Annotated in this window: 21 protein-coding genes; 12 read left to right on the top strand and 9 right to left on the bottom strand. The window is 63.5% G+C overall.

Features of this window, described 5'->3' with window-relative positions; genetic code table 11:
• Positions 1-133: 133 nt before the first annotated feature.
• Positions 134-1,510, top strand: a complete 1,377-nt coding sequence (locus tag F6X59_RS05465) for an L-serine ammonia-lyase (RefSeq protein WP_152955136.1) — start codon at positions 134-136, stop codon at positions 1,508-1,510.
• Positions 1,511-1,558: 48 nt separating this feature from the next.
• Here the strand turns inward: F6X59_RS05465 and F6X59_RS05460 are convergent, their stop codons facing one another.
• From F6X59_RS05460 to F6X59_RS05450, 3 genes are all read right to left on the bottom strand, one after another.
• Complete coding sequence (locus F6X59_RS05460; protein WP_152955134.1) at positions 1,559-2,014, bottom strand: DUF1842 domain-containing protein; 456 nt, start codon at positions 2,012-2,014, stop codon at positions 1,559-1,561.
• Between the two features lie 19 nt (positions 2,015-2,033).
• Positions 2,034-2,615, bottom strand: a complete 582-nt coding sequence (locus tag F6X59_RS05455) for a DUF1842 domain-containing protein (RefSeq protein ID WP_152955132.1) — start codon at positions 2,613-2,615, stop codon at positions 2,034-2,036.
• A 249-nt stretch (positions 2,616-2,864) separates the two neighbouring features.
• Positions 2,865-3,542, bottom strand: coding sequence for a DUF3313 domain-containing protein (locus F6X59_RS05450; protein ID WP_152955130.1), 678 nt, complete (start codon positions 3,540-3,542; stop codon positions 2,865-2,867).
• Positions 3,543-3,742: 200 nt separating this feature from the next.
• Here F6X59_RS05450 and F6X59_RS05445 point away from each other — a divergent pair, with 200 nt between their 5' ends.
• Entirely contained in the window at positions 3,743-4,126 is a 384-nt protein-coding gene (locus F6X59_RS05445; RefSeq protein ID WP_152955128.1) for a type II toxin-antitoxin system RelE/ParE family toxin, read from the top strand.
• Positions 4,107-4,412, top strand: coding sequence for a DNA-binding transcriptional regulator (locus F6X59_RS05440; protein WP_159410229.1), 306 nt, complete (start codon positions 4,107-4,109; stop codon positions 4,410-4,412). The genes F6X59_RS05445 and F6X59_RS05440 overlap by 20 nt, the downstream gene beginning before the upstream one ends.
• A 135-nt stretch (positions 4,413-4,547) precedes the next feature.
• Here F6X59_RS05440 and F6X59_RS05435 read toward each other — a convergent pair whose 3' ends face one another.
• From F6X59_RS05435 to F6X59_RS05425, 3 genes are all read right to left on the bottom strand, one after another.
• Positions 4,548-5,843 carry an FAD-binding oxidoreductase gene (locus F6X59_RS05435; protein WP_152955126.1) on the bottom strand — a complete coding sequence of 432 codons (1,296 nt, stop codon included), beginning with the start codon at positions 5,841-5,843 and terminating at the stop codon, positions 4,548-4,550.
• A 14-nt stretch (positions 5,844-5,857) separates the two neighbouring features.
• Positions 5,858-6,946: a polyamine ABC transporter substrate-binding protein gene (locus F6X59_RS05430; RefSeq protein ID WP_152955124.1), complete on the bottom strand. Its 1,089-nt coding sequence runs from the start codon at positions 6,944-6,946 to the stop codon at positions 5,858-5,860.
• Positions 6,947-7,012: 66 nt separating this feature from the next.
• Entirely contained in the window at positions 7,013-8,371 is a 1,359-nt protein-coding gene (locus F6X59_RS05425; RefSeq protein WP_152955123.1) for a glutamine synthetase family protein, read from the bottom strand.
• A gap of 152 nt (positions 8,372-8,523) precedes the next feature.
• Here F6X59_RS05425 and F6X59_RS05420 point away from each other — a divergent pair, with 152 nt between their 5' ends.
• Both F6X59_RS05420 and F6X59_RS05415 read left to right on the top strand, forming a co-directional pair.
• A complete protein-coding gene (locus F6X59_RS05420) occupies positions 8,524-9,423 on the top strand; it encodes a helix-turn-helix domain-containing protein (protein ID WP_346652736.1) in 900 nt (299 codons plus the stop codon).
• 120 nt (positions 9,424-9,543) lie between these two features.
• Positions 9,544-11,457 carry an AAA family ATPase gene (locus F6X59_RS05415; protein WP_152955122.1) on the top strand — a complete coding sequence of 638 codons (1,914 nt, stop codon included), beginning with the start codon at positions 9,544-9,546 and terminating at the stop codon, positions 11,455-11,457.
• A gap of 37 nt (positions 11,458-11,494) precedes the next feature.
• Here the strand turns inward: F6X59_RS05415 and F6X59_RS05410 are convergent, their stop codons facing one another.
• Positions 11,495-12,880, bottom strand: a complete 1,386-nt coding sequence (locus tag F6X59_RS05410; RefSeq protein ID WP_152955121.1) for an aldehyde dehydrogenase family protein — start codon at positions 12,878-12,880, stop codon at positions 11,495-11,497.
• Between the two features lie 107 nt (positions 12,881-12,987).
• On the opposite strand from F6X59_RS05410, the gene F6X59_RS05405 reads away from it, so the two are divergent.
• The 4 genes from F6X59_RS05405 to F6X59_RS05390 all read left to right on the top strand — a co-directional run bounded on the left by F6X59_RS05405 (position 12,988) and on the right by F6X59_RS05390 (position 15,872).
• Positions 12,988-13,854, top strand: a complete 867-nt coding sequence (locus F6X59_RS05405; RefSeq protein WP_346652779.1) for a LysR family transcriptional regulator — start codon at positions 12,988-12,990, stop codon at positions 13,852-13,854.
• 60 nt (positions 13,855-13,914) lie between these two features.
• Entirely contained in the window at positions 13,915-14,367 is a 453-nt protein-coding gene (locus tag F6X59_RS05400) for a carboxypeptidase regulatory-like domain-containing protein (RefSeq protein WP_152955119.1), read from the top strand.
• Between the two features lie 56 nt (positions 14,368-14,423).
• On the top strand, positions 14,424-15,170 hold the full coding sequence (locus F6X59_RS05395) for a phytanoyl-CoA dioxygenase family protein (RefSeq protein WP_152955118.1): 747 nt from the start codon (positions 14,424-14,426) through the stop codon (positions 15,168-15,170).
• A gap of 180 nt (positions 15,171-15,350) precedes the next feature.
• Positions 15,351-15,872: an acyloxyacyl hydrolase gene (locus F6X59_RS05390; protein WP_152955117.1), complete on the top strand. Its 522-nt coding sequence runs from the start codon at positions 15,351-15,353 to the stop codon at positions 15,870-15,872.
• A 30-nt stretch (positions 15,873-15,902) separates the two neighbouring features.
• Here F6X59_RS05390 and F6X59_RS05385 read toward each other — a convergent pair whose 3' ends face one another.
• Complete coding sequence (locus F6X59_RS05385) at positions 15,903-18,038, bottom strand: TonB-dependent siderophore receptor (RefSeq protein WP_152955116.1); 2,136 nt, start codon at positions 18,036-18,038, stop codon at positions 15,903-15,905.
• 178 nt (positions 18,039-18,216) lie between these two features.
• A complete protein-coding gene (locus tag F6X59_RS05380) occupies positions 18,217-19,107 on the bottom strand; it encodes a universal stress protein (protein WP_152955115.1) in 891 nt (296 codons plus the stop codon).
• Positions 19,108-19,255: 148 nt separating this feature from the next.
• Here F6X59_RS05380 and hisN point away from each other — a divergent pair, with 148 nt between their 5' ends.
• The 3 genes from hisN to F6X59_RS05365 all read left to right on the top strand — a co-directional run bounded on the left by hisN (position 19,256) and on the right by F6X59_RS05365 (position 22,153).
• Positions 19,256-20,047: a histidinol-phosphatase gene (gene hisN, locus F6X59_RS05375; protein WP_152955114.1), complete on the top strand. Its 792-nt coding sequence runs from the start codon at positions 19,256-19,258 to the stop codon at positions 20,045-20,047.
• A 109-nt stretch (positions 20,048-20,156) separates the two neighbouring features.
• On the top strand, positions 20,157-20,888 hold the full coding sequence (locus F6X59_RS05370; RefSeq protein WP_152955113.1) for a hypothetical protein: 732 nt from the start codon (positions 20,157-20,159) through the stop codon (positions 20,886-20,888).
• 308 nt (positions 20,889-21,196) lie between these two features.
• Positions 21,197-22,153, top strand: coding sequence for an AraC family transcriptional regulator (locus F6X59_RS05365; RefSeq protein ID WP_152955112.1), 957 nt, complete (start codon positions 21,197-21,199; stop codon positions 22,151-22,153).
• Positions 22,154-22,258 lie beyond the last annotated feature (105 nt).

The raw sequence follows: 22,258 nt of genomic DNA, 5'->3' as shown, positions 1-22,258 counted from the left end.
TAAAGCCTTGCTTAGGAAGTTTCGTTGGTCATCTGGCAGTGAGCGCGGCAGTATCGCGCAAATTGGCAATACCGCTCAATTTTCTCAGACAACCGTGCGGCGGCGTTCAGCGCCGACACGGTCAGGCATTAGCATGGCTATCAGTGTTTTCGACCTTTTCAAGATTGGCATCGGCCCATCCAGCTCCCACACCGTAGGCCCGATGCGGGCGGCGGCGAGCTTTGCCCAGGCGTTGCGCGAGCGAGGCCTGCTGGCGCAGGTGCAGCGCATCGAAGTGCGGCTGTATGGCTCGCTTTCAGCCACCGGGGTAGGCCATGCCACTGATCGCGCCTGCCTGCTCGGCCTGATGGGGCAGTGGCCGGATCGCATCGACCCGGCCACCATCGAGCCGCGCATCAACCAACTGCTGCAGGAGCAGTGCCTGATGCTCGACGGCAGCCACCCGCTGGTGTTCCAGTATGCCCGCGACATGCTGCTATTGGACGAGAGCCTGCCGTATCACCCCAATGCCATGGCCCTGGAGGCCATGGGCGGGCAGGGCAGCCTGTTCCAGCAGACCTACTATTCCATCGGTGGTGGCTTCATCGTCGAGCAGAGCGAGCTTGACGCACCGCAAGCCGAAGCCAATGCCGTTCACCTGCCGTACGAATTTTCCAGCGGCGCCGAACTGCTGGCCCTGTGCAAGGCCAACCAGCTGAGCGTGGCTCAACTGATGATGGCCAACGAGTGCGCCTGGCGCCCGGAAGCCGAGGTGCGTGAAGGCCTGTTGCGGATCTGGGCGGCGATGCGCGATTGCGTCGACAACGGCTTGCGCAACGAAGGCATCCTGCCGGGTGGGCTCAACGTCAGGCGACGTGCCGCGCGGCTGCACCGCAGCCTGCAGGAGGCCGGGCAGCCCAACGTGATCGGTTCGACCTTGAGCGCCATGGAGTGGGTCAACCTGTTTGCCTTGGCGGTCAACGAAGAGAATGCCGCCGGCGGGCGGATGGTCACCGCGCCTACCAACGGCGCCGCCGGCATTATCCCGGCTGTGTTGCACTACTACATGAAGTTCAACCCGAGCGCCTGTGACGACGATGTGGTGGCGTTTCTGCTGGCTGCTGCTGCGGTCGGCATCCTGTGCAAGAAGAATGCATCGATCTCCGGGGCTGAAGTCGGCTGCCAGGGCGAGGTCGGCTCGGCCTGCTCGATGGCCGCTGCCGGCCTGGCCGAAGTGCTGGGCGCCACACCACCGCAACTTGAAAACGCCGCCGAGATCGCCCTGGAGCATAACCTCGGGTTGACCTGCGACCCGGTCGGCGGGCTGGTCCAGGTGCCTTGCATCGAGCGCAATGCGATTGCCGCGGTGAAGGCGATCAATGCCGTGCAGATGGCGCTGCGGGGTGACGGCGAGCATTTCATCTCGCTCGACCGGGTGATCCGCACCATGCGCGACACCGGCGCCGACATGCATGCCAACTACAAGGAAACCTCGCGTGGTGGCCTGGCGGTAGCGTTCGTCGAGTGTTGATCGGCGTTTCGCCGGCAAGTGGCCTTGCCGGCGAACGCTGCTTGCGGGTTACACGCTTTCCAGTTGGCTGACGGCCGCCTTCAGCCGCTGGGCCAATTGCGGACGGCCCTGATGGGTCACATCCGGCGCCTTGCGCACTCGCCCATGCTGATCGACCCAGTGGCCGTTACTGAAGTAACGGTAGCTGGCCGAGCCGTTGCTCCAGCCGCTTTCCAGCAGGCCGTGCAGGTGGAAGGTCTGCGCGATCTGGCTGAGCGGCCCGCTGGGGCTGCCGTCCAGGCTCAAAACGATCGACGGCGCGCCGGCTGGCGCGAACTGCAGCTCGCTGTAGTCACCCCACACGTTGGCCTGGAATGGCTGCGACGGGTAGGTGGCCTGGCTGGCCCGGGCCTTGCCGGAGACCTTCTTGGTCACGGTGTTGACCAACAGGTCGAGGGTCAAGGTCGGAGCGCCGAGCAAACCGTTGCTGACGTTCAGGCGAACATGGAACAGTCCGATTGCCATGGTGTTTCTCCTTGCCTGCTCAGGCTTTTTTGGCGGCCTTGGTGGCCGGGGACTTGGTCGCTGCGAGGGCCTGGTCGAGGCCGCCGGTGGCCAACTGCTTGAGGTGCGCGAGATCGCCGTTGGCGATGGCGGCCTCAAGGGTGGCGTTGTGCAGCTCGCTGTGCAGGTCGACATTGGCCAGTTGCTGGATGCGCTGGCCTTCCAGTGTGACCGGGACGTTGTCCACGCTGACCCAGCGCTGGCCATTGAAGTACTCGTAATCGGCCACGCCGCGCTGCCAGCTCGGGTCGAGCAGCGCCCTGAACTTGAACTGCACCGGTGAGTTGGCATGCGGGCCACCCTGGTTGCCCTGGGCGGTGATCAGGATCCTGCCTTCGCTGGGCGGCTGGACGGTGAGGTAGGTGTAGCTGCCCCAGACGTCCAGGTGCAGGTCCAGCGGTGGGTTGATGGCCTGGGTGATCTGGGCTGCGCCGTTAAGGCTGCGGTCCGGGGTGTAGACCAGCAGGTCCAGTTGCAGGCGCGGGGCGCCAGCGGCGTTGTTGCCGATCTGGTAGGACACCGGGAACAGGCCTGCCGAAGGTGCGAGCAGTGAATCAGACATGATTGCCTCCATTGCATTCGATGAATGAAATACCGGAACACGGCTGCAAAGGCGGGCGGAAAAGGCGGGGAGAAGAGGGAGCCGGGCGGCGATGTTGCTTGCCCGGAGCGAGTGGCTGTTGTCAGCCAGCTTGTGCAACCAGTCCCTGGTCTGCGGTGCCGCCTGCCTGGCAGCCCGCTTGAGTAAAGCAGGGCTGCCAGGCAGTGATGGCGTTTTTGAACTGTCTCCGACGAGCGGAGCGGCTAAGGGTTACTTGCTCTTGTTCTTGAGGCTGATGAAGCTGGCGCGCATGTCCTTGGCCCAGCCGTCGAGCACGGGCTTGACGTCGTTCAGGGTCAGCTTGGTCTTGTCGTTTTCCAGTTCTTTGCCGGTGCCCTTGCGCACCACCTGGGCCAGTACCTTCTGGTTGCCGCCATCGAGGAAGGCTGCTTCGACACCGACATCCACTTCCTGGTCGCGGCCGCCCATGGCGGTGTTGACGCCCGCCGAAATCAGCGCGATCGGGATGAATTCGTAAGGCTTGAGGCTTTCATTGCTGGTAGAAACCGCAGTGATTGCCGGGCGGACCACGATGGTGCCTGGGCCGGGCGCCTTGGCCAGGGTCAGTACGCTGCCCATCTCACGGCGAAGGGCCTCGTTGAAGTAGCGAGTGATTTCACTCAGTGTCTGCTGGGAAATGACCGCCGTCGCTTGCGGCTTGGGGTAGAACTGGCTCGGCTCGATGAACACCTGCGTGTACTGGTTGACATTGACCTTGGGGTCGATCCAGCGCATCACCGGTGCACCGGATGGGCTTTTCACTTCCTGCAGGCGGCTGTAGTCCTTGAGGAAGCCGGAATAGTCCTTGGGGTCCACGCGGTTGCTGGAGCAGGCGGCCACAGCGAGCAAAGCGGCGCACAACAGGGTAACGCGAGGCAATGATTTCATAATGGTCTTGCATCCATGAAAGGTCGGCCAGAACAACGCTAGCAGGTGCTTGGCAGTTGGCCAGTGGGCCGGCGAAAAGTCGCTTCAAAACGAGTTGTGGCGTTGACTTTTCCTACGATTTGGCCGGAATGCGCCGTCTATGCAATCGTGGCGACCGTTGAAAAACTATGCCCGTAACGGGTATGGTTTGGAGGCCGCTCATGGAAGTTCTCAAGCGCAAGGATTTTGCGCGCTGGCAAGCCGGGCAGAAACTATCAGATGCGATGTTGTGCCAGGCGGTGAATGAAATGCGCAGAGGGCTGGTTGATGCCAGCCTCGGCGGTGAGTTGTTCAAGAAGCGTGTTGCAGGGCACGGTACCGGCAAGCGCGGTGGTTACCGGACACTGCTGTCTGCTCGTATCGGCAATCGCTATGTGTTTCTGCACGGGTTTGCCAAGAGCGACAAGGCCAACATCACGCCGGAAGAACAAAAAGCGTTGCGCTTCGCTGGTAGGGTTTTCCTGGAGCTTTGTCCTGTAGCGCTCAGGCGGGCATTGCAATCAGGTGTATTGATGGAGGTTTGCTGTGAGCAGCAAAATTGTTGAATCGTTGCGAGAGGATCTGGCCGTTCTTCATGAGGCCGGGGCTGTTGGCAAGGTTACCCTTCGGGATTTCGAAATGCTCTGTCCCGCTCCGGTGCGGGATTTCAGTGCGCTGGATATTCGCCAGCTTCGTGAGGCACTGAATTTCAGCCAGCCGGTGTTCGCACTGCATCTGCATACCAGCGCATCAACGGTGCGTAAATGGGAGCAGGGCGAGACACGTCCGGCAGGCCCTGCGCTGAAGTTACTAAATGTCATTGCAATCAAAGGGTTGCAGGCAATTCTTTAGGTAATTTATTTGATTTCGTATCTGTCAGAGTAAACGTATATAAATCAGGTGTTTACCATGCTTTCATAAGGCTGCTTGTAAAGTTGAGCCGTCGCGAGAAGGTCATTCCCGCGACAAGCTCGGCCTGACTCGCACTTAACCCAGGGCCTCCCGCAACCGGTACCACAACATCCCCAGCGCCAGCAGCGGCGAGCGCAGCGCCTTGCCGCCGGGGAACGTCAGGTGTGGCACCGCGCTGAACACATCCAGCCCCTGGCTCTGCCCCAGCGCGATGCCTTCGGCCAGCAACTTCGCCGTCCAGTGGGTCACGTTCAGCCCATGCCCGGAATAGCCCTGGGCATAGAAGACGTTAGGGTGCTGGCTCAACCGCCCCACTTGCGGGAAACGGTTGGCGGTGATGCCGATCATGCCGCCCCACTGGTAGTCGATGCGCACATCGGCCAGTTGCGGGAACACCTTGAGCACCTTCGGCCGCATATAGGCCGCGATATCCTTGGGGTCACGCCCTGAATAATGGCAGGCACCGCCAAACAGCAGGCGGCGGTCGGCAGTGAGGCGGTAGTAGTCCAGGCCGACCTTCTGGTCACACATGGCCATGTTCTGCGGGATCAGCCTGCTGGCCACTGCTTCGGGCAGCGGCTCGGTGGCCACCACGTAGCTGCCGGCCGGCAGCACTTTACCGCTCAGGCGTGGCTCCAGTTCGTCGAGGTGGGCATTGCAACCCAGCACCAGGCTCTGGGCCCGTACCTTGCCCCGTGCCGTGTGCAGGGTCACCGTGGGGCCATGCTCGATGCGCAGCACCGGGCTCTGCTCGAAGATGCGCACACCTAGGCCGTGGGCCACACGCGCTTCACCCTGCACCAGGTCGAGCGGGTGCAGATGGCCTGAGCCCATGTCCACCAGGCCGCCGGCATACTGGTCGCTGGCGACGATCTCATGTATGCCCTCGGGCCCGACCAGGCGGGTTTCGTGGCGGTAGCCAAGGCTGGCCAGGTCGTCCTGTTCAGCCTTGAAGGCAGCGAACTGTGCCGGGGTATTGGCCAGTTCGCAGAAGCCCCAGCGCAGGTCACAGGCAATCGCGTATTGCTCGATGCGGCGAGCCACCAGGGCCACCGAGTCGATGCCGGCCTGCTGCAGGTAGCGCACGCCGTCCTGGCCGACGTAGCGGGCAAAGCCGCTGACATCATGGCCGATGCCGCGGATCAGCTGGCCGCCGTTGCGCCCGCTGGCGCCCCAGCCGATGCGCCGGCCCTCCAGCAGCACTACAGAAAGCCCGCGCTCGGCCAGTTCCAGCGCGGTGTTGACCCCGGTCAGGCCACCGCCGACCACGCACACGTCAGCTGTCAGTTCACCCTCAAGGCAGGGGTAGGGCGTCGCGTTGCGCGCCGTGGCGGCGTAGTACGACGCGGTATGTTGGGTATCGAAAGGCATGGCGCGTTCTCGGTTCAACGGTTGGACTTGATCTTGCTCCAGGAGCGGGTCATGACGCGCATGATCTTCGGGCTCGGGGTGCTGGAGATGTACAGCTTGTCCAGCACCGCCTGGGGTGGGTAGATCTCGGGGTTGTCGACTAGCGACTTGTCCATGTAGGCCTGGGCATCCGGGTTGGCGTTGGCATAGCCGACCGTGGCGCTGACCTTGGCGATCACTTTCGGGTCGAGCAGGTAGTTGATGAACGCCAGGGCCTGCTCAGGGTTCTGGGCATCCTTGGGGATCGCCAGCAGGTCGAACCACAGGTTGCTGCCTTCCTTGGGAATGCTGTAGGCGATCTTGACGCCGTTCTTCGCTTCCACGGCCCGGTTGGCCGCCTGGAACACGTCGCCGGAATAGCCGAAGGCCACGCAGATATCACCATTGGCCAGGTCCGAGACGTACTTGGAGGAGTGGAAGTAAGTGATGTACGGGCGCAGTTCGAGCAGGCGCGCTTCGGCCTTGGCATAGTCGCCCGGTTTTTCGCTGCGTGGGTCCATGCCCAGGTAGTTGAGCATCGCCGGGAACAGCTCGTCGGGGGAGTCCATGAAGGCCACCCCGCATTGCTTGAGCTTCTTCAGGTTCTGCGGCTCGAACAGGGTGGCCCAGGAGTCGATATGGTCGACGCCCAGCGCGGCCTTGACCTTCTCGACGTTATAGCCGATGCCGTTGGTGCCCCACAGGTACGGCACTGCGTATTGGTTGCCGGGGTCATTCTGTTCAAGCTGCTTGAGCAGCTTCGGGTCCAGGTGCTGCCAGTTCGGCAGCTTGCTGCGGTCCAGCGGCAGGAATGCACCGGCCTGGGCCTGGCGGGCCAGGAAGTGGTTGGAAGGCACCACCACGTCGTAGCCGGTGCGGCCAGCGAGCAGCTTGCCTTCCAGGGTTTCGTTGGAGTCGAACACGTCATAGACGACCTTGATTCCGCTGCTGGCCTGGAAGTCGGCCAGGGTCGTGTCACCGATGTAGTCGGTCCAGTTGTACACGCTGACGCTGGGCGTGGCCTGTGCGGCGGCGCCGAACAGCAGGGCGAATGTGGCGGGGATCAGGGCTTGCAGATGACGCATGTCGACACCTCGTTGGTCTTGTTCTTTGAATTCGGTGCAAGGGGGCGCTTGGCGCCCCCCGAAGAATCACACGCTCAGCAGCAGGAACTCGCGCTCCCAGGAACTGATGACGCGCTTGAAGTTTTCATGCTCGGCGCGCTTGACCGCCACGTAGCCCTGAACGAACTGCTTGCCCAGGTAGCGCTGCACGGTCTGGCAATCTTCCATGTGCTGCAGGGCATCCTCGATGGTGATCGGCAGCCGCAGGTTGCGCCGTTCATAGGCACGGCCCTGGACCGGCGCGCTCGGCTCGATCTTCTCGATCATGCCCAGGTAACCGCACAGCAGGCTGGCGGCAATCGCCAGGTAAGGGTTGGCGTCGGCACCCGGCAGGCGGTTCTCCACCCGCATGGCATCGGGGCTGGAGGTCGGCACGCGCAGGCCGGCGGTGCGGTTTTCCTCGCCCCATTCGACGTTGACCGGTGCCGAGGTGTCCGGCAGGAAGCGGCGGAACGAGTTGACGTTCGGCGCGAACATCGGCAGCAGTTTGGGGATGTACTTCTGCAGGCCGCCAATGTGGTGCAGGAACAGTTCGCTCATGCTGCCATCGTCATTGGCGAACACCGGTTTGCCGGTGGCAATGTCGACCACGCTCTGGTGCAGGTGCATGGCGCTGCCCGGCTCGTCGGTGATCGGCTTGGCCATGAAGGTGGCGGTGACGTTGTGCTTGAGCGCGGCTTCACGCATGGTGCGCTTGAACACGGTGATCTGGTCGGCCAGGTCCAGCGCGTCGCCATGACGGAAGTTGATCTCCATCTGCGCCGGGCCGTCCTCGTGGATCAGCGTGTCCAGGTCCAGGCCCTGCAGCTCGCACCAGTCGTACACGTCTTCGAACAGCGGGTCGAATTCGTTGGCGGCGTCGATCGAGAACGACTGGCGTCCGCTTTCGGCGCGGCCCGAGCGGCCCAGCGGCACTTGCAGGGGCAAGTCCGGGTCTTCGCAACGCTGGGTCAGGTAGAACTCCATCTCTGGCGCGACGATCGGCTGCCAGCCCTTGTCGGCATACAGCTTGAGCACCTTCTTCAGCACGTTGCGTGGCGACAGCTCGATCGGGTTGCCCTGTTTGTCGAAGGTGTCGTGGATGACGATGGCGGTCGGTTCGATGGCCCATGGAATCTGGTAGACGGCTGTCGGGTCGGGGCGGCAGACCATGTCGATGTCGGCTGCATCGAGCAGGCTGTAGTAGATCTCGTCATCGACGTAATCGCCGGTGACGGTCTGCAGCAGCACGCTTTCTGGCAGGCGCATGCCGCGCTCGTGAAGGAATTTGGCGGTCGGTGCGATCTTGCCGCGGGCGATGCCGGTCAGGTCGCTGATCACGCATTCGACTTCGGTGATGCGGTGTTCTTTCAGCCAGGTGGACAGCTGATCGAAGGGGGCGTTCATACAGACCTCTTGGTTGGGTTTTTGTGTGCGCGGCAGGTGCCGGTGGCTTCCCAGGTGGCGCGCTGGAGACTATCTTGAGCGCAGGCCCGCAAAGCCATCTATCCACTTTCTTCAGCGATCAATGCACCAAAAGAGTGCAACTAGGACAACGCGTGACAACGCCCAATGCCTTGCAGGTTCAGGCTTTCCACACCACGGATGTCTCCGAACAGGTGCGCGCCACCCCCGGTTGGCAGCAGCAGTACCGGCAGATGTCGCCGGGGCATTTCAGCGGCCAGTTGCGCTGCCTGGGGCTTGATGGCGTGGAGGTCTACGAGGAACGGCTCAACACCCGCGTCGAGCAGTTCTTCCGCGCGCCGAGCGGTTCGCTGGCGTTCTGTTTCGACCAGAGCGAAAACAGCCTGTACCTGCTCAACGAGCAGAGCCGCAACATCTGGATCACCCCGGAGAACTACCAGGAAGTGGCCGTAGTGTTCGACCAGGCCTTTCTCGCCCGCCATGGCCTGGACCCGCAACGGCTCGAAGGGTTGTTCATGGTGCCGCTGGGCAGCGGGCAGAACGCGCTGTTCGGCAGTTGGCTGAGCGCCACCTTGACCCGCCTTGGCCAGGCCGACTGCCCGTTGCAAGGGCAGGCATTGGCCGAGCAGTTGCTCGAAGACTGCCTGTTCATCCTCGACAATGCCTGCCAGCGCTTGCAGGGCGGGGCGCTGGGGCGGCGCGGTGAGGAGCGGGCGATCATGCAGCGGGTCAGCGAATGGGCGGCAGATTGCCCGGAAGAAACCCTCAATCTGGTCGAGCTGGCCGAGGTGGCCGGTGTGTCGCTGCGCCAGCTGCAGCAGGCGTTCAAGGCCTTCACCGGGATGCCGCCGGCACACTGGCTGCGCTTGCGTCGGCTCAACGGTGCGCGACGGGACCTGTTGCGCGGCGGTGAGGTGACCGTGGCCGAGGTAGCCATGCGCTGGTCGTTCTGGCATTTGGGAAGGTTTTCAGAGAGTTACCGGCAATTGTTCAAGGAGTTTCCGAGTGAGACCCTCAAGCGGGGCAGGGGCTGAATTTATTGCTGCTGGTTCCGGCCTCTTCGCCGGCAAGCCCGCGAAGCGGCCAGTGCAGACAACCCAGCATTGCCATTGGAAAATTGCTATCGTGCGCAGCAGTTACCACCCGAGGTCCCGATGTTCTACCTGCCTTTGCCCAGCGACCAGGCCGACCGCCTGGCCAGCGCGCCCACCGCCACCGACTTCTTTCCGACCGCCAGCCTGCTGGAGGCGGCCGCCGTGTTGTTCGTGCAGAACCTGCCACGCCAACCGGCCAGCGCCTCGGCGGACGCGCAGGAGCGCCGCTTCGCCGAGATCGTGCGCATCGCCAATGAAGTCGAAGGCGCAGCCCCGGGCCGCTTCCAGGGGCAGGTAGCGCAGCATTTCGACCGCGAGGCGTTCGCCATGGGGCTGGGCATGCTGGGTGAGAATGGCGTCGCCCTGGTGTCGGCCGAAACCGAGTACCAGGCCGACGAGTTCCAGGACGCCGAAGGCCAGTGGAATTTCCAGTTCGCCGACAGCTACCGCCAGCGCGTGACCCCGCTGCACCCGGTCTACCTGCCGTCACTGGCCACTGACCTGATGCTCAGTGACCAACAGAACCGCCTGCTGCGCGAGTTTCTTTGCGGCGTCGACGAATCGGTTGCCGTGCAGGGTTTTGCCGGCACCGGCAAGACCTTCCTGATCCACCAGTTCGCCCGCCTGCTCGACCCCCAGCGCACGCTGTTGCTGGCCCTTACCGAAGGCCAGCTGCGGGCATTGCAGGCACGGGTGAAGGATGCCCAGGCCTACACTGCGCTGACCTTCGGCCAGCTGGCCGACGAAATCCTCAACCGTGACCTCACCAGCAACGGCTGGCGCCTGCGCGACCCGTATCGCACCAAACTGTCCTGGCGCCCGCAGGAGGCGCAGGTGGTGCGCTGGCTGAACATCCCCGACATCGGCCCGCTCGCTGCGTGCGATGTGGTGGCCCTGTGCGTCAAGGCCGTGCGCAGCTTCTGCCGCAGCGGCGACAGCCAGTTGCAGCTGCATCACTTGCCTTGGGCCGGGCCGGGTACCTCGCCGTTGGACCAGGAAGTGCTGCTGGAAAAGGCCCGCCTGTACTGGCAGGAGCTGATCCGCCCGTCAGCCCGCGAAATCCAGCTGCCGGTGCGTGACTACCACCGGGTCAAGCTGCTGTCACTGACTGCCGAGGTGATCGACAGCCGCTACAGCCATGTCATCGTCGACGAAGCTCATGAATTGTCCGCGCCGATGCTCTCGGTGCTCGATCGCAGCCCGCAGTCGGTGATTGCCCTGGGTGACGAGTTGCAGAACCTCAATGGCCTCAGCCCGCACCATGGCAACTTCATCCGCCAGCGCTACATCGACCATTCGCTGCGCGCCGGCCCGGCCATGGACGGCGTGCTCAACCCGCTGATCCAGGCGCACCCGGCGGCGATCCAGGCCGCCTTCAGTGGCAGCGCCGAGCATTACACGCGGGTAAGTTTCTTCGACACCGTGACGGTGCCCGAGCAGCCAACCGCCTTGATCGTCGATGACGAGTGGGGCCTGTTTGGCTGGTTCCAGCGCCTGACCCACCAAGGGGTGCCCTTCGTGTTGCTGCAAAGCGCGCGCAAGGACTTCGAGCTGTTCGTCGAGGATTGCATCGAGCTGTATCGCCACGGCACCCGGGCGCGTCACCCGATGTTGTTCCGTTACCCCAGCTGGCAGGCGCTGGAGCAGGACAAGGGCGACGACAAGGCCTTTGTTGCCGTGGCCGGCATGCTGCGCAAAGGCTATACCTCCGAGCATTTTGCCAAGGCCAAGAGCCGTTACCGCTGGGACAAGGCGCCAAAGCTGTTCCTCGGGCGGGTGCGAGATGTGAAGAACATGGAGTTCGCCCGGGTGATGGTGTCGCCGGAGCTGATGGTGGCGCCTGCCACAGCGGGCAATCGCAACGAGCGGGCGCGGATGTTGGCGGGGCTGTATACCGCCTGTTCGCGGGCGCGGCATGAGCTGATCGTGCCGGGGGGGATGCTGGACTGGGTCAAGGACCAGGTCCGGGGTTGACAGTGCTGGGGCCGCACAGCGGCCCCAATGCCTGGTATCAGTTGCGATCCAGCCACACGGTCTGGGCATTGGTGAACTCGCGCACACCAAAGTGCGACAGCTCACGCCCGAAACCGCTCTTCTTCACGCCACCAAACGCCACGCGGGGGTCGGAAGCGCAGTAGCCGTTGATGAACACGCCGCCGGTGTCCAGTGCGGCGGTCATGCGCTCGGCCAGCGCATAGTCGGCGGTGTAGATGGTCGACGCCAGGCCGAACTCGCTGTCGTTGGCCAGCTCCACGGCATGCTCGGCGTCACGGGCAGTGATGATCGCCGCCACCGGCCCGAACAGCTCCTGCTTGAACGCAGTCATGTCCGGGGTGACGTTGGCGAACACGGTCGGTGCGTAGAAGTTGCCCACGCCTTCGACCTTGTTGCCGCCCAGCAGCAGGGTGGCACCTTCGGCCAGCGTCGCCTGGACCTGGCCATCCAGCTCGTCGCGCAGGTCGTAGCGGGCCATCGGGCCGATGTAGGTGTCGTCTTCCAGCGGGTTGCCGAGTTTCAGCTTGCGCGTGGCTTCGACGAACTTGCGCGTGAATGCCTCAACGACGCCTTGTTCGATGATCAGGCGCTTGGCAGCGGCGCAGACCTGGCCGGTGTTCTGGTAGCGACCGATCACGGCGGCCTGCACGGCGGCATCGATATCGGCGTCAGCCAACACGATGAACGGGTCGGAACCCCCCAGCTCCAGCACGCACTTCTTCAGCGCCGCACCCGCCTGGGCACCGATGGCCATGCCGGCACGCACGCTCCCGGTCAGGGTCACGGCGGCGATGCGCACGTCGTTGATGGCGCGGGTGACGCCGTCCGGGGTGACGTTCAGCACTTCGAACACGCCTTCAGGCAGGCCGGCGTCCTTGAACAGCTCACCCAGCAGGTAAGCGCTGCCCATCACGTTCGGTGCGTGCTTCAGTACATAGGTGTTGCCCGCCAGGATCGCCGGCACGGCGCCGCGCAGCACCTGCCAGACCGGGAAGTTCCACGGCATCACGGCGAGGATCGGGCCCAGCGGGCGGTACTCGATGCGGGCTTTCTCGACCTGGGTCGGCTCGGCGGCGAGCATGGCCGGACCGTGCTCGGCATACCAGCGGCACAGGCCGACGCACTTGGCGACTTCACCACGGGCCTGGGCGATCGGCTTGCCGATTTCGCGGCTGATCATCTGCGCGAAGGCTTCGGCCTTGGCTTCGAGGGTGCTGGCCAGGGCGAGCAGGTACTCGCTGCGCTGACCCAGCGACACCTGGCGCCACTGGCTATAGCCAGCCTTGGCACGTTGCAGCGCCGCTTCCAGTGCGGCGTCGGTGTCGAACGGGTAGGCGCCAATCTGCTCGCCGCTGAACGGGTCGACGGAGATGGCGTGGGTCAGGCTGCTGATCGCACTCATGGCGGGGCACTCTCGTTGTTGTTAATCAGTGAGGCCAGACTAGTGGGCTATGGCTTTAATGAAAACTGAATAATAATGAGCGAAACATTCACGTTTGGAGAATGACTGTGGACCTGGTGCAACTGGAGATCTTCAAGGCCGTGGCCGAGCAGGGCAGCATCAGCGCCGCCGCCCAGCATATCCATCGGGTGCCGTCGAACCTGACCACGCGCATCAAGCAGTTGGAGGAAGACCTCGGTGTCGAGCTGTTCATCCGCGAAAAAAGCCGCCTGCGCCTGTCGCCAGCGGGCTGGAACTTCCTTGAATACACCCGGCGCATTCTCGACCTGGTGCACGAGGCGCGGCTGACCGTGGCAGGGGAAGATCCGCAGGGCACCTTCGCCCTGGGTTCGCTGGAGAGCACGGCGGCGGTGCGCATTCCGGCGCTGCTGGCTGCCTACAACCAGCGTTACCCCAAGGTCGACCTCGACCTGTCCACCGGGCCGTCGGGGACCATGCTCGAAGGCGTGCTGGCCGGGCGCCTGGTGGCGGCCTTCGTCGACGGCCCGGTGCTGCACCCCACGCTCGAAGGCATGCCGGTGTTCGAGGAGGAGATGGTGATCATCGCGCCGCTCAACCACGCCCCGGTCACCCGTGCCCAGGACGTCAACGGCGCGAGCATCTACGCCTTCCGGGCCAACTGCTCGTACCGTCACCACTTCGAGAACTGGTTTGTCCAGGACCAGGCGGTGCCTGGCAAGATCCACGAAATGGAGTCGTACCACGGCATGCTCGCCTGCGTCAGCGCCGGTGCCGGCCTGGCCATGCTGCCGCGCAGCATGCTCGACAACATGCCCGGCTGCAGCACGGTCTGCGCCTGGCCGATGCAGGAGCAGTTCCGTTACCTCAAGACCTGGCTGGTGTGGCGGCGCGGCACGGTTTCGCGCAGCCTGAGCATGTTCGTGAAACTTCTCGAAGAGCGGCGAACGGCGTGAACATCAGCACCGTGTGGGGTCAAATATCAGGTAAGCCATCTCCTTGAGGAGGAGCTGACCATGCGTAACCATCACTATGCTTTGGGCGCCACGCTGCTGATCGCACTGGCGCTGCCCTGGACCCTGGCCGCCGCCGCGGAAGTGGACGACCACAACGCCCCCATCGACATGCAAGCCGTGCAACTGCAGCCGCAGGAGCAGAATGGCGTGCGCTACCTGGAGGGCGGTATCGGCCAGGACGAAGCCAATGCCATGCGCCGCACCAAGGGCTATGACCTGCACGTCGAACTGTCCACCGGCGCACATGGCCAGTTCGAAAGCGGCGCCGCAGTCGATATCCAGAATGCACAAGGCAAATCGGTGTTGAGCCTGCAGGATGCCGGGCCGCTGGTCTATGTCCAGCTGCCACCGGGTCAGTACAAGGTCGTTGGCCAGGGGCAGGGCACCACGGTCCAGCAACAGGTCACGGTGAACGGCAAGACGCCGGTCACTGCAAGCCTGAACTGGCACTAATGGGCAAAAAACGGGCGGAGTACATCTGTACTCTGCCTGGGCAGGAGCTTGTTGGCATGAGCCTCGACACACAACTGCAAGCGCTGGAGGAGCAGGGCTACGTCCTGCTTCGCGGCGTGCTCGATGGCGTGCGGGTGGCGTTGCTGCGTTGCGCCATCGACGACCTGCAACCCCTGCACTGGGACTACCAGGGGCTGCTTGAACACTACAAGTGCGTCTTCAATCGTGACCCGCTGTGGTTGCCCTTTCTCGACCTGCCGCCAGTGATCGAGCTCGCCGAAGCAGCCCTCGGTGCAGACTGCCACGTGATCGGCCAGACCGCCTGGCGCAGCCACCCTGGCTACCCGGGCATGGACCTGCACCTGGACCACCTGCCCATGACGTTGCCGGCCTGGCTGGTTGCACGCGGCGATTTTTGCCAGCCCATGCAGATTCTGACGGCGCAGCTGTACCTGAGTGACATTGACCTCGACATCGGCCCCACCTGGGTGGTCCCCGGCAGCCATCGCGCTGCGCGTTCACCGCAACCTGGCGAACAGCAGTGGCAAGGCTGCGAAGCCCGCCCGGTACTGTGCCAGGCAGGCGACGCGCTGGTGTTTCGCAGTGACATCTGGCACAGCGGCGGTGCCAACTGCAGCAATACCCGCGAGCGCGACATGCTGCAGGTGCACTACGGCCGGCGCATGGTGGCGCAGAAGTTTTCCCCCTACCTGAGCTGGCAGTTCAACCCACAGGTACTGGAGCAGGCGACACCCCGGCAACGGCGCTTGCTGGGGGAGCATGAGGAGGCCGAATACGACTGAGGTACCGGAGCACGGCGGGTAAATTCAAACAATGCTGGCAATTCACTTTCAACTTTCTGATTATCTAGACAATAATCAGAAAAGTATTACCCCGTGTGACCGGTTGGATGCACCGTTCACCGTAAAAATCGAGGGGCCCAAGCCCCCACTTGCCAGTGTGACCATCAGGAGAAGTCATTGATGAAAACCCGTCTTGCCAGCACCCTGGCCGCCGCCCTATTGGCCCTCGCCGGCACCAGCCTGGCGCAGGCCGCGCAGATTTCCGGTGCCGTGGGGGCTACCGGGCAAGGTGACATGACCTACCGTCTCGGTATGTCGTTCGATTGGGACAAGCAGTGGCTGAAAAGCGACATCGGTTATGTGACGGGCTATTGGGATGCGGCCTACACCTACTGGGAAGGTGGCGATGCCAGCGGCGCTCACTCGCTGTCGTTCAGCCCGGTGTTCACTTATGAGTTCAGCGGTTTTACCTACACCCCGTATGTCGAAGCCGGGATTGGCCTGGCGGCCTTTTCCAAGACCGAGGTGGGCGACCATGACCTGGGTTCGGCAGTCAACTTCGAAGACCGCATCGGTTTCGGCCTGAAGTTGCCGGGTGCGCAGAAGGCGGGGGTCCGCCTGATTCACTACTCCAATGCCGGCATCAAGCAACCGAACGACGGCATCGAGTCGTACTCGCTGTTCTACAGCAAGAGCTTCTGATGCAGGGGGCCGCCAAGCGGCCCCAGCAGTTTAGAAGGTGTAGGAAACCCCAGCCTGCACCGTGCGCGGCGCCCCCGGGTACACATAGGTGTTGAACGCCCCCTCGTCATAGCCCTTGTTGAACACGTTCTTCACGTCCAGGTTCAAGCGCACGTGCTCGTTGACCTTGTAGAAGCTCAGCAAGTCCACCACGCTGTAGCGCTCCATGGTGTAGGTACTGGCGGCGGTCTGCCCGGCGCGGTCATCCACATACTTCACGCCAACCCCCAGCCCCAGGCCCTTGGCCAGCCCATCCTGGAACTCATAGGTGTTAAGCAGGCTGAAGCTGTTGCGCGGGATGTTCGCCAGGCGGGTGCCGGTGGGGATGCTATTGTCCTGGGTCACCTCGGCGTCGACGTAGGCATAGCCGCCGATCATCCGCCACTCCGGGGTCAGGTTGCCGGCGACGTTGATGTCCAGGCCGCGGCTGCGCACTTCGCCGGCAGCGACGCTGTAGGTGCCGGTCGGGTCGTTCGGGTCGCGGGTCAACACGTTTTCCTTGACGATGTGGTAGATCGCCGCGTCCACGCTCAGCTGACGGTCCAGCGCTTCCCATTTCACGCCCAGCTCATAGGACTTGCCCTTTTCCGGGTCGAAGCCGGTGCCTTGCAGGCTCGCGCCGCTGTTGGGCTTGAACGAGCGCGCGGTGTTGGCGTACACGGCAACGGTATCGGTCAGGTCGTAGATCAGGCCGAAGCGTGGGGTGACGCCGTTCTCGCCCTTGTTGAAGTCACCGGCATTGTTGAGTTTGCTGTCATAGTCATGCTCGTAGCGCTCGAAACGCACCCCGGCGAGGGCTTTGAGGCGCTCGGTGAGGGCCACCTGGTCCTGGATGAAGGCCGCCCAGGTCTTGAGGTTTTCCTTGTCATGGGTGGTGGTGCGGGTCAGGGCAGGGCGCGGCTGGCCCAACACCGGGTCGAAAATGTCGATCGGGTAGGCGCCGGTACCTGCGGCCGAACGCTGGATGATCGAGTTGTAGTCGTAGTCCTCATATTCGATGCCGGTCAGCAGGGTGTGGGCAAAGCCGCCGGTGTCGAAGTGGCCGGTGAGGTTGAGCTGGTAGTCGCGGTCGGTCCACTCCAGCTTGCGGTAGTTGAAATTGCGCCCCAGCGTGCGACCGTCGGCCTGCAGGCCGTTGGCTTCCACGGCGTTGCCCTTGAGCGAGCCGTCCAGCCATTGCAGGCCGCCGCCCAGGGTCCAGTTGTCGTTGAGCAGGTGCTCGAAGCGCAACTGGGCCATGTTGTTGTCGTTGTGCAGCAGGTTGTCGCTGCCTTTTTCCCAGATATTGGTGTCGCGCGAGGCCGTGCCGATCTGCCCGGGCAGGCGGGTCAGGCCGCGATCCAGTGGGTGGTTGTTGCGCATGAAGTCGCCTTCGAAGATGACCTTGGTGGCGTCGTTGACTTGCCAGCTGATCACCGGTGCAACGTCATAACGCTCGCTTTCGACATCGTCGCGGAAGCTCTCGCCCCCTTCGCCCAGCACATTCAGGCGATACGCTAGCGAGCCATCGGCGTTCAGCGGCCCGGTGGCGTCCAGGGTCGCGCGGTGCATGCCCTGGTCGTCGAACTGGCTACCGAGGGTCACCTTGGGCTCGGCCAGCGGCTGTTTGCTGACCACGTTGAAGGTGCCGCCGGGGTCGCCGCGGCCATACAGGCTGGTGGCCGGGCCGCGGATCACTTCCAGGCGCTCGACGGTGTTGGCGTCGGGGGCGTTGGGGTAGCCGCGGTTGATCGGGAAGCCGTTGCGGTAGAACTCGCCGGTGGTGAAGCCGCGCACGGTGAAGGTGGTCAGGCCCTGGCCGCCGAAGTTGTTGGCGCGGCCGACGCCACCGGCATAGTCCAGGCCGTCCTGCAGGCGGGTGGCGCCGGTGTCTTCGAGCACATCCCTGGGCACCACGCTGATCGATTGCGGGGTTTCGTGCAGGGCGGTGTCGGTGCGCGTGGCACTGGCCGAGCGGCTGGCCTTGTAGCCATCCACCGGGCCATCGGCGCGTTCGCTGTCGGCGCTGCTGGTGATGTTCAGGGCCTGGAGTTCGATCTGCGCCGGTTCGCCGAGCGGCTCAGGCTCGGCAAAGGCCAGCGGGGAGATAGCTTGAAGCACACAAAGCGAAACGAACGTGCGACGCATCGACGGTACGATCCTGGAGTAGGGCGCTGATAGGAAATAGGGGAAGCGCCGAGAAACTACTACGAATCATTATCAAATGCATTCTTTTTAATCGGAACTGGTGTGCCAAATACCAAGCGCTTGGCAGGCCTGGCCTGCGGGAGCCGGCAAGGGCGGCTCCCGCACGCCTGGACAACGCTCAGCGGCGGTCCTTGATCGCCAGCACATTGCACAGCGGATGCTCCAGCACATGCGCCGTGGTGCCGCCAAGGAACGTCTGCATCGCATCATGCCGATGGCTGCCCATCACGATCACATCGACCCGGCTGTGGCTGACGAACTGGGCAATCGCCCGGATCGCCGCGCCCTCGACAAAATGCCGCCGTTCCAGCGGAATCTGGTGATGGTCGCCCAGCCGGTTGAATGCCGCCCGTTGCGACGTGCGCACACTGCCATCGAACCCTGGGATGGTGACGGTGCCGGCACCAAAGTCGGCGATATGGGTCTTGGCTGCGTCGCACACATGCAGCAGGTGCAGTTCGGCGTTGCATTGCAGGGCCAGGGCGTGGGCACTGTGGATCACCTGATCGTCCAGGTGCTCGCCGACGCCGTGGCAGTTGAGGTCCACCGCCGCGGCAATCTGCCGGGGCAGCGGCAGGCGGATGTCGCTGACCAGGTGCACGGCCACCGGGCTTTCCTTGAGCAATTGCCAGTCCAGCGGCGTGACCAGCAGGCGCTTGAGCACCGGTTCGTGCTGCACGTCCTTGATCAGCAGGTCGCAACCTAGCCGTTCGATGCGTTCGAGCACGCTGCTCAGCGGGTCGCGGGTCAGCAGCAGTTCGGTGGACACATCGAGCCCGGCGTTGCCCAGTTGCTCGGCCTCGTCGGCCAGCCACTGGCGGTTGTCGCCGAGCAGCCGTTCACGCTCGTGACCGTCGCTCATCAGGCCAAGCGTGTCGACATCGTCGACGAACACATTGATATCCAGCAGGGCACCGCTGGACTCGGCCAACGCCGCCGCGCGTTGCAGCGCCGGGGTATGGCGCATTTGCGGGCCGAGCATGACGAACAGACGCTTGAACTGGCTCATCGCACACCTCCACGTGTGGCAGCCCCCCGGTTCATGCCATGTTTTCTGGTCTGTACAGTCTAGACCGCGCTAGCGCTTCGGTCGGCCCACTGCGCTGCGGGTTGTCGGGTATGATGCGCGCCACACCATTTTTCACGAGGCCTGCCCCATGTCCCTGAATGCTGAACAGATCGGCGAATTCCAAGCCTTCGCCGAGCAGCTGGCCGATGCCGCTGCGCTGGCGATCAAGCCGTACTTCCGTGCCAGCCTGGAGGTCGAGGACAAGGGCGGGCGCCTGTACGACCCGGTGACCGCGGCCGACAAGGCGGCCGAGGATGCCATGCGTGAGCTGATCCAGGCGCGCTACCCGGAGCACGGCATTCTCGGTGAGGAGGCCGGTGTGGCGGTGGGCAGCAGCCCGCTGACCTGGGTGCTCGACCCGATCGACGGTACCCGCGCATTCATCACCGGGCTGCCGCTGTGGGGCACGCTGATTGCTCTGAACGATGGCACGCGCCCGGTTGTGGGGGTGATGAACCAGCCGTTCACCGGCGAACGTTTCGTCGGTACCCCGGCAGGCGCCTGGCGCAGTGGCACGCCGCTGAAAACCCGTGCCTGCGCCGACCTGGCCTCGGCCACACTGATGTGCACCACCCCGGACATGTTCGACACCGCCGAGCGCAAGGCGGCGTTCGAGGCCGTGGCGGGCAGGGCGCGGCTGATGCGTTATGGTGGTGACTGCTATGCCTACTGCATGCTGGCTTCGGGCTTTGTCGACGTGATCGTCGAAGCGAGCTTGCAGCCGTATGACGTGCAGGCGTTGATGCCGATCATCGAAGGGGCGGGCGGGGTGATCACGGCCTGGGACGGCAGCAGCGCGCAGAATGGCGGCTGCGTGGTGGCCTGCGGCGACCCGGCGCTGCATGCGCAGGTGGTGGAAATGTTGCGCCAGGCCATGTGAGCCGGTCAGCGGTTTGACCGGGCACTGCACTTTTTCCCATTTCCGGGCTCTATGCTTGGCCAGGCCGCACTGACCCCCGGTGCGGCCGCCGAATATCGATCCGGTGCCGATGGTTGCAAGCAATTTCCGATTTTTCCCGCGTCTGCTGCTGGCAGGCGCCCTGATTGGCCTGGCCGGCTGCAGCCCGCAGCAAGGCCACGACATCGTCAGCCAGTTTGGTAACGGCAAGCCCAGCGAGCTGTTCCAGACCAGCGTCGACCGTATGGCCACACTGGCCATGCGCGACAACCTGCAGAGTCTGTACCTGCTGATGAACAAGCTGTACCTGCGCAACCCCAACCAGTTGACGCTGTCCGGCTACCTGGATGCAGCTACCGCCGAACGGCAGATCCGTATCGCCATCGAGCAGCGCCAGCCGTTGCCGCAACTGGGCAACCGCCGCGACCTTGCCGCCCTGAGCTACGCCCTGAGCCCGGAGTTTCGCGGCGACCGGGTCGGCGCCTTCATCTACGCCATCGGCAGCATGCTGATCACTGCGCACGGCGGGCGTACCGAGTTCTACATGACCGATACCCTCGACCCGTTGTTCATCAATAACGCGGCGCGCAATATCGAGAAGGCCACCTGGATGCTCAGCCAGCGCCAGGATGCCAACGGGGTGCTGTTGCTGTTTTCCAACGAGATCTCGGAGGAGGGCAGCAACCTGAGTTTTGCCGTGGAGTTCGGCAAGGTCGTGGCGCGGCTGGACCTGCTGGCGGAGTTGCTGGACGAGCGCTATCGGCGAATCGGCCTGAATTACGCGCAGAGCCTTTTGTTGATGAATTTCCTGCCGGTGCAGTGAGGCCAAACAGGGGCCGCCTTGTTTGTACCCTTCGATATCGATGTTGCATGCAATACAAAAAAATCAATTTTGTTCGATAATCGCCCGCATAACACCAGTCGCGGTCCGTTATTCGCCCACCCAATCCGAACATCGGATTGCTCAAGCCCCGCGATTTTGCTTAGCTGTGACAATACTACGCCAGTGGTCAGCTGCCCCAAGATACCTGACCCCGGCCCGATAGAATGACTGTTAACGACCGCAACCACAGGCCCACGGGCCAGTAGGGCGCGGCGACCAGAACAATAACGATGCCGAGTGCCTTGCCTATGGAAAGCCGCCTGCTGAGCGAGCGCAGTAGCGTGTTCCATCACGCCGACCCTTATGCCGTGTCCGACTACGTGAACCAGCACGTCGGTCAGCACTGCATCGGCCTGTCGCGCACCACCCACCCGCAGGCCAGCCTCAGCCACCGCAAATTCGCCGAGCTCGACCTGTGCCGCATCAGCTATGGCGGCAGCGTGCGGGTCACCTCGCCGGCACTGGAAAGCATCTATCACCTGCAAGTGCTGCTCAACGGCAACTGCCTGTGGCGCGGTCGCCAGCGCGAACATCACCTGGTGCCGGGCGAGTTGCTGCTGATCAACCCGGACGACCCGGTCGACCTGACCTATTCCGATGACTGCGAGAAGTTCATCCTCAAGGTGCCGACCCGCTTGCTCGACAGCATCTGCGATGAGCAGCGCTGGCAGCGCCCGGATGGCGGCGTGCGGTTCCTGCGCAATCACTACCGGCTGGAGGAGCTGGACGGTTTCGTCAACCTGCTGGCCATGGTGTGCCACGAAGCCGAGGTCATTGACTCGTTACCGCGGGTGCAGGGGCACTACAGCCAGATCGTCGCCAGCAAGCTGATGACCCTGATGAGCACCAATATCCGCCGCGAAAGCCTGGGTACGCCGGGTGCGAGCCTGGAGCGGATCCTCGATTACATCGAGCGCAATCTCAAGCATGAGCTGTCGGCCGAAGTGCTGGCAGAGCAGGCCTGCATGAGCTTGCGCTCGCTGTATGCCTTGTTCGACAGGCAGCTGGGCACATCACCCAAACAGTACGTGCGCCAGCGCAAGCTGGAGCGGGTGCATGCCTGCCTGAATGACCGCAGTTGTACCGTGCGCAGTGTGACCGAGCTGGCCATGGAGTATGGCTTCCTGCACCTGGGGCGGTTCTCCGAAATTTACCGCCAGCGATATGGCGTGCCGCCGTCGCAGACATTGCGGCAGCGCCTGTAAATCTACGATCGATCGCGCGTCGCGCAAACTGACATTTTTGCCAGTTGTACAGGATACGGATAATTCCTACTGTTGGATGGCGGTTAACCCGGCAATCCAACGAGG

The sequence above is a fragment of the Pseudomonas sp. MN1F genome, from assembly GCF_009391885.1.
GTDB lineage: Bacteria > Pseudomonadota > Gammaproteobacteria > Pseudomonadales > Pseudomonadaceae > Aquipseudomonas.
Note: the sequence above shows the minus strand (reverse complement) of the source record. Positions and strands in the feature narration are given on the sequence as shown.

What these genes read in the sequence shown, in the direction of transcription:
- F6X59_RS05380 (WP_152955115.1), bottom strand. Translation starts at nt 19,107, where the DNA reads ATGAGCCAGTTCAAGCGTCTGTTCGTCATGCTCGGCCCGCAAATGCGC.
- F6X59_RS05395 (WP_152955118.1), top strand. Translation starts at nt 14,424, where the DNA reads ATGAGCCTCGACACACAACTGCAAGCGCTGGAGGAGCAGGGCTACGTC.
- hisN (WP_152955114.1), top strand. Translation starts at nt 19,256, where the DNA reads ATGTCCCTGAATGCTGAACAGATCGGCGAATTCCAAGCCTTCGCCGAG.
- F6X59_RS05390 (WP_152955117.1), top strand. Translation starts at nt 15,351, where the DNA reads ATGAAAACCCGTCTTGCCAGCACCCTGGCCGCCGCCCTATTGGCCCTC.
- F6X59_RS05415 (WP_152955122.1), top strand. Translation starts at nt 9,544, where the DNA reads ATGTTCTACCTGCCTTTGCCCAGCGACCAGGCCGACCGCCTGGCCAGC.
- F6X59_RS05460 (WP_152955134.1), bottom strand. Translation starts at nt 2,014, where the DNA reads ATGGCAATCGGACTGTTCCATGTTCGCCTGAACGTCAGCAACGGTTTG.
- F6X59_RS05450 (WP_152955130.1), bottom strand. Translation starts at nt 3,542, where the DNA reads ATGAAATCATTGCCTCGCGTTACCCTGTTGTGCGCCGCTTTGCTCGCT.
- F6X59_RS05410 (WP_152955121.1), bottom strand. Translation starts at nt 12,880, where the DNA reads ATGAGTGCGATCAGCAGCCTGACCCACGCCATCTCCGTCGACCCGTTC.
- F6X59_RS05435 (WP_152955126.1), bottom strand. Translation starts at nt 5,843, where the DNA reads ATGCCTTTCGATACCCAACATACCGCGTCGTACTACGCCGCCACGGCG.
- F6X59_RS05445 (WP_152955128.1), top strand. Translation starts at nt 3,743, where the DNA reads ATGGAAGTTCTCAAGCGCAAGGATTTTGCGCGCTGGCAAGCCGGGCAG.
- F6X59_RS05400 (WP_152955119.1), top strand. Translation starts at nt 13,915, where the DNA reads ATGCGTAACCATCACTATGCTTTGGGCGCCACGCTGCTGATCGCACTG.
- F6X59_RS05365 (WP_152955112.1), top strand. Translation starts at nt 21,197, where the DNA reads ATGGAAAGCCGCCTGCTGAGCGAGCGCAGTAGCGTGTTCCATCACGCC.
- F6X59_RS05425 (WP_152955123.1), bottom strand. Translation starts at nt 8,371, where the DNA reads ATGAACGCCCCCTTCGATCAGCTGTCCACCTGGCTGAAAGAACACCGC.
- F6X59_RS05455 (WP_152955132.1), bottom strand. Translation starts at nt 2,615, where the DNA reads ATGTCTGATTCACTGCTCGCACCTTCGGCAGGCCTGTTCCCGGTGTCC.
- F6X59_RS05430 (WP_152955124.1), bottom strand. Translation starts at nt 6,946, where the DNA reads ATGCGTCATCTGCAAGCCCTGATCCCCGCCACATTCGCCCTGCTGTTC.
- F6X59_RS05385 (WP_152955116.1), bottom strand. Translation starts at nt 18,038, where the DNA reads ATGCGTCGCACGTTCGTTTCGCTTTGTGTGCTTCAAGCTATCTCCCCG.
- F6X59_RS05465 (WP_152955136.1), top strand. Translation starts at nt 134, where the DNA reads ATGGCTATCAGTGTTTTCGACCTTTTCAAGATTGGCATCGGCCCATCC.
- F6X59_RS05370 (WP_152955113.1), top strand. Translation starts at nt 20,157, where the DNA reads ATGGTTGCAAGCAATTTCCGATTTTTCCCGCGTCTGCTGCTGGCAGGC.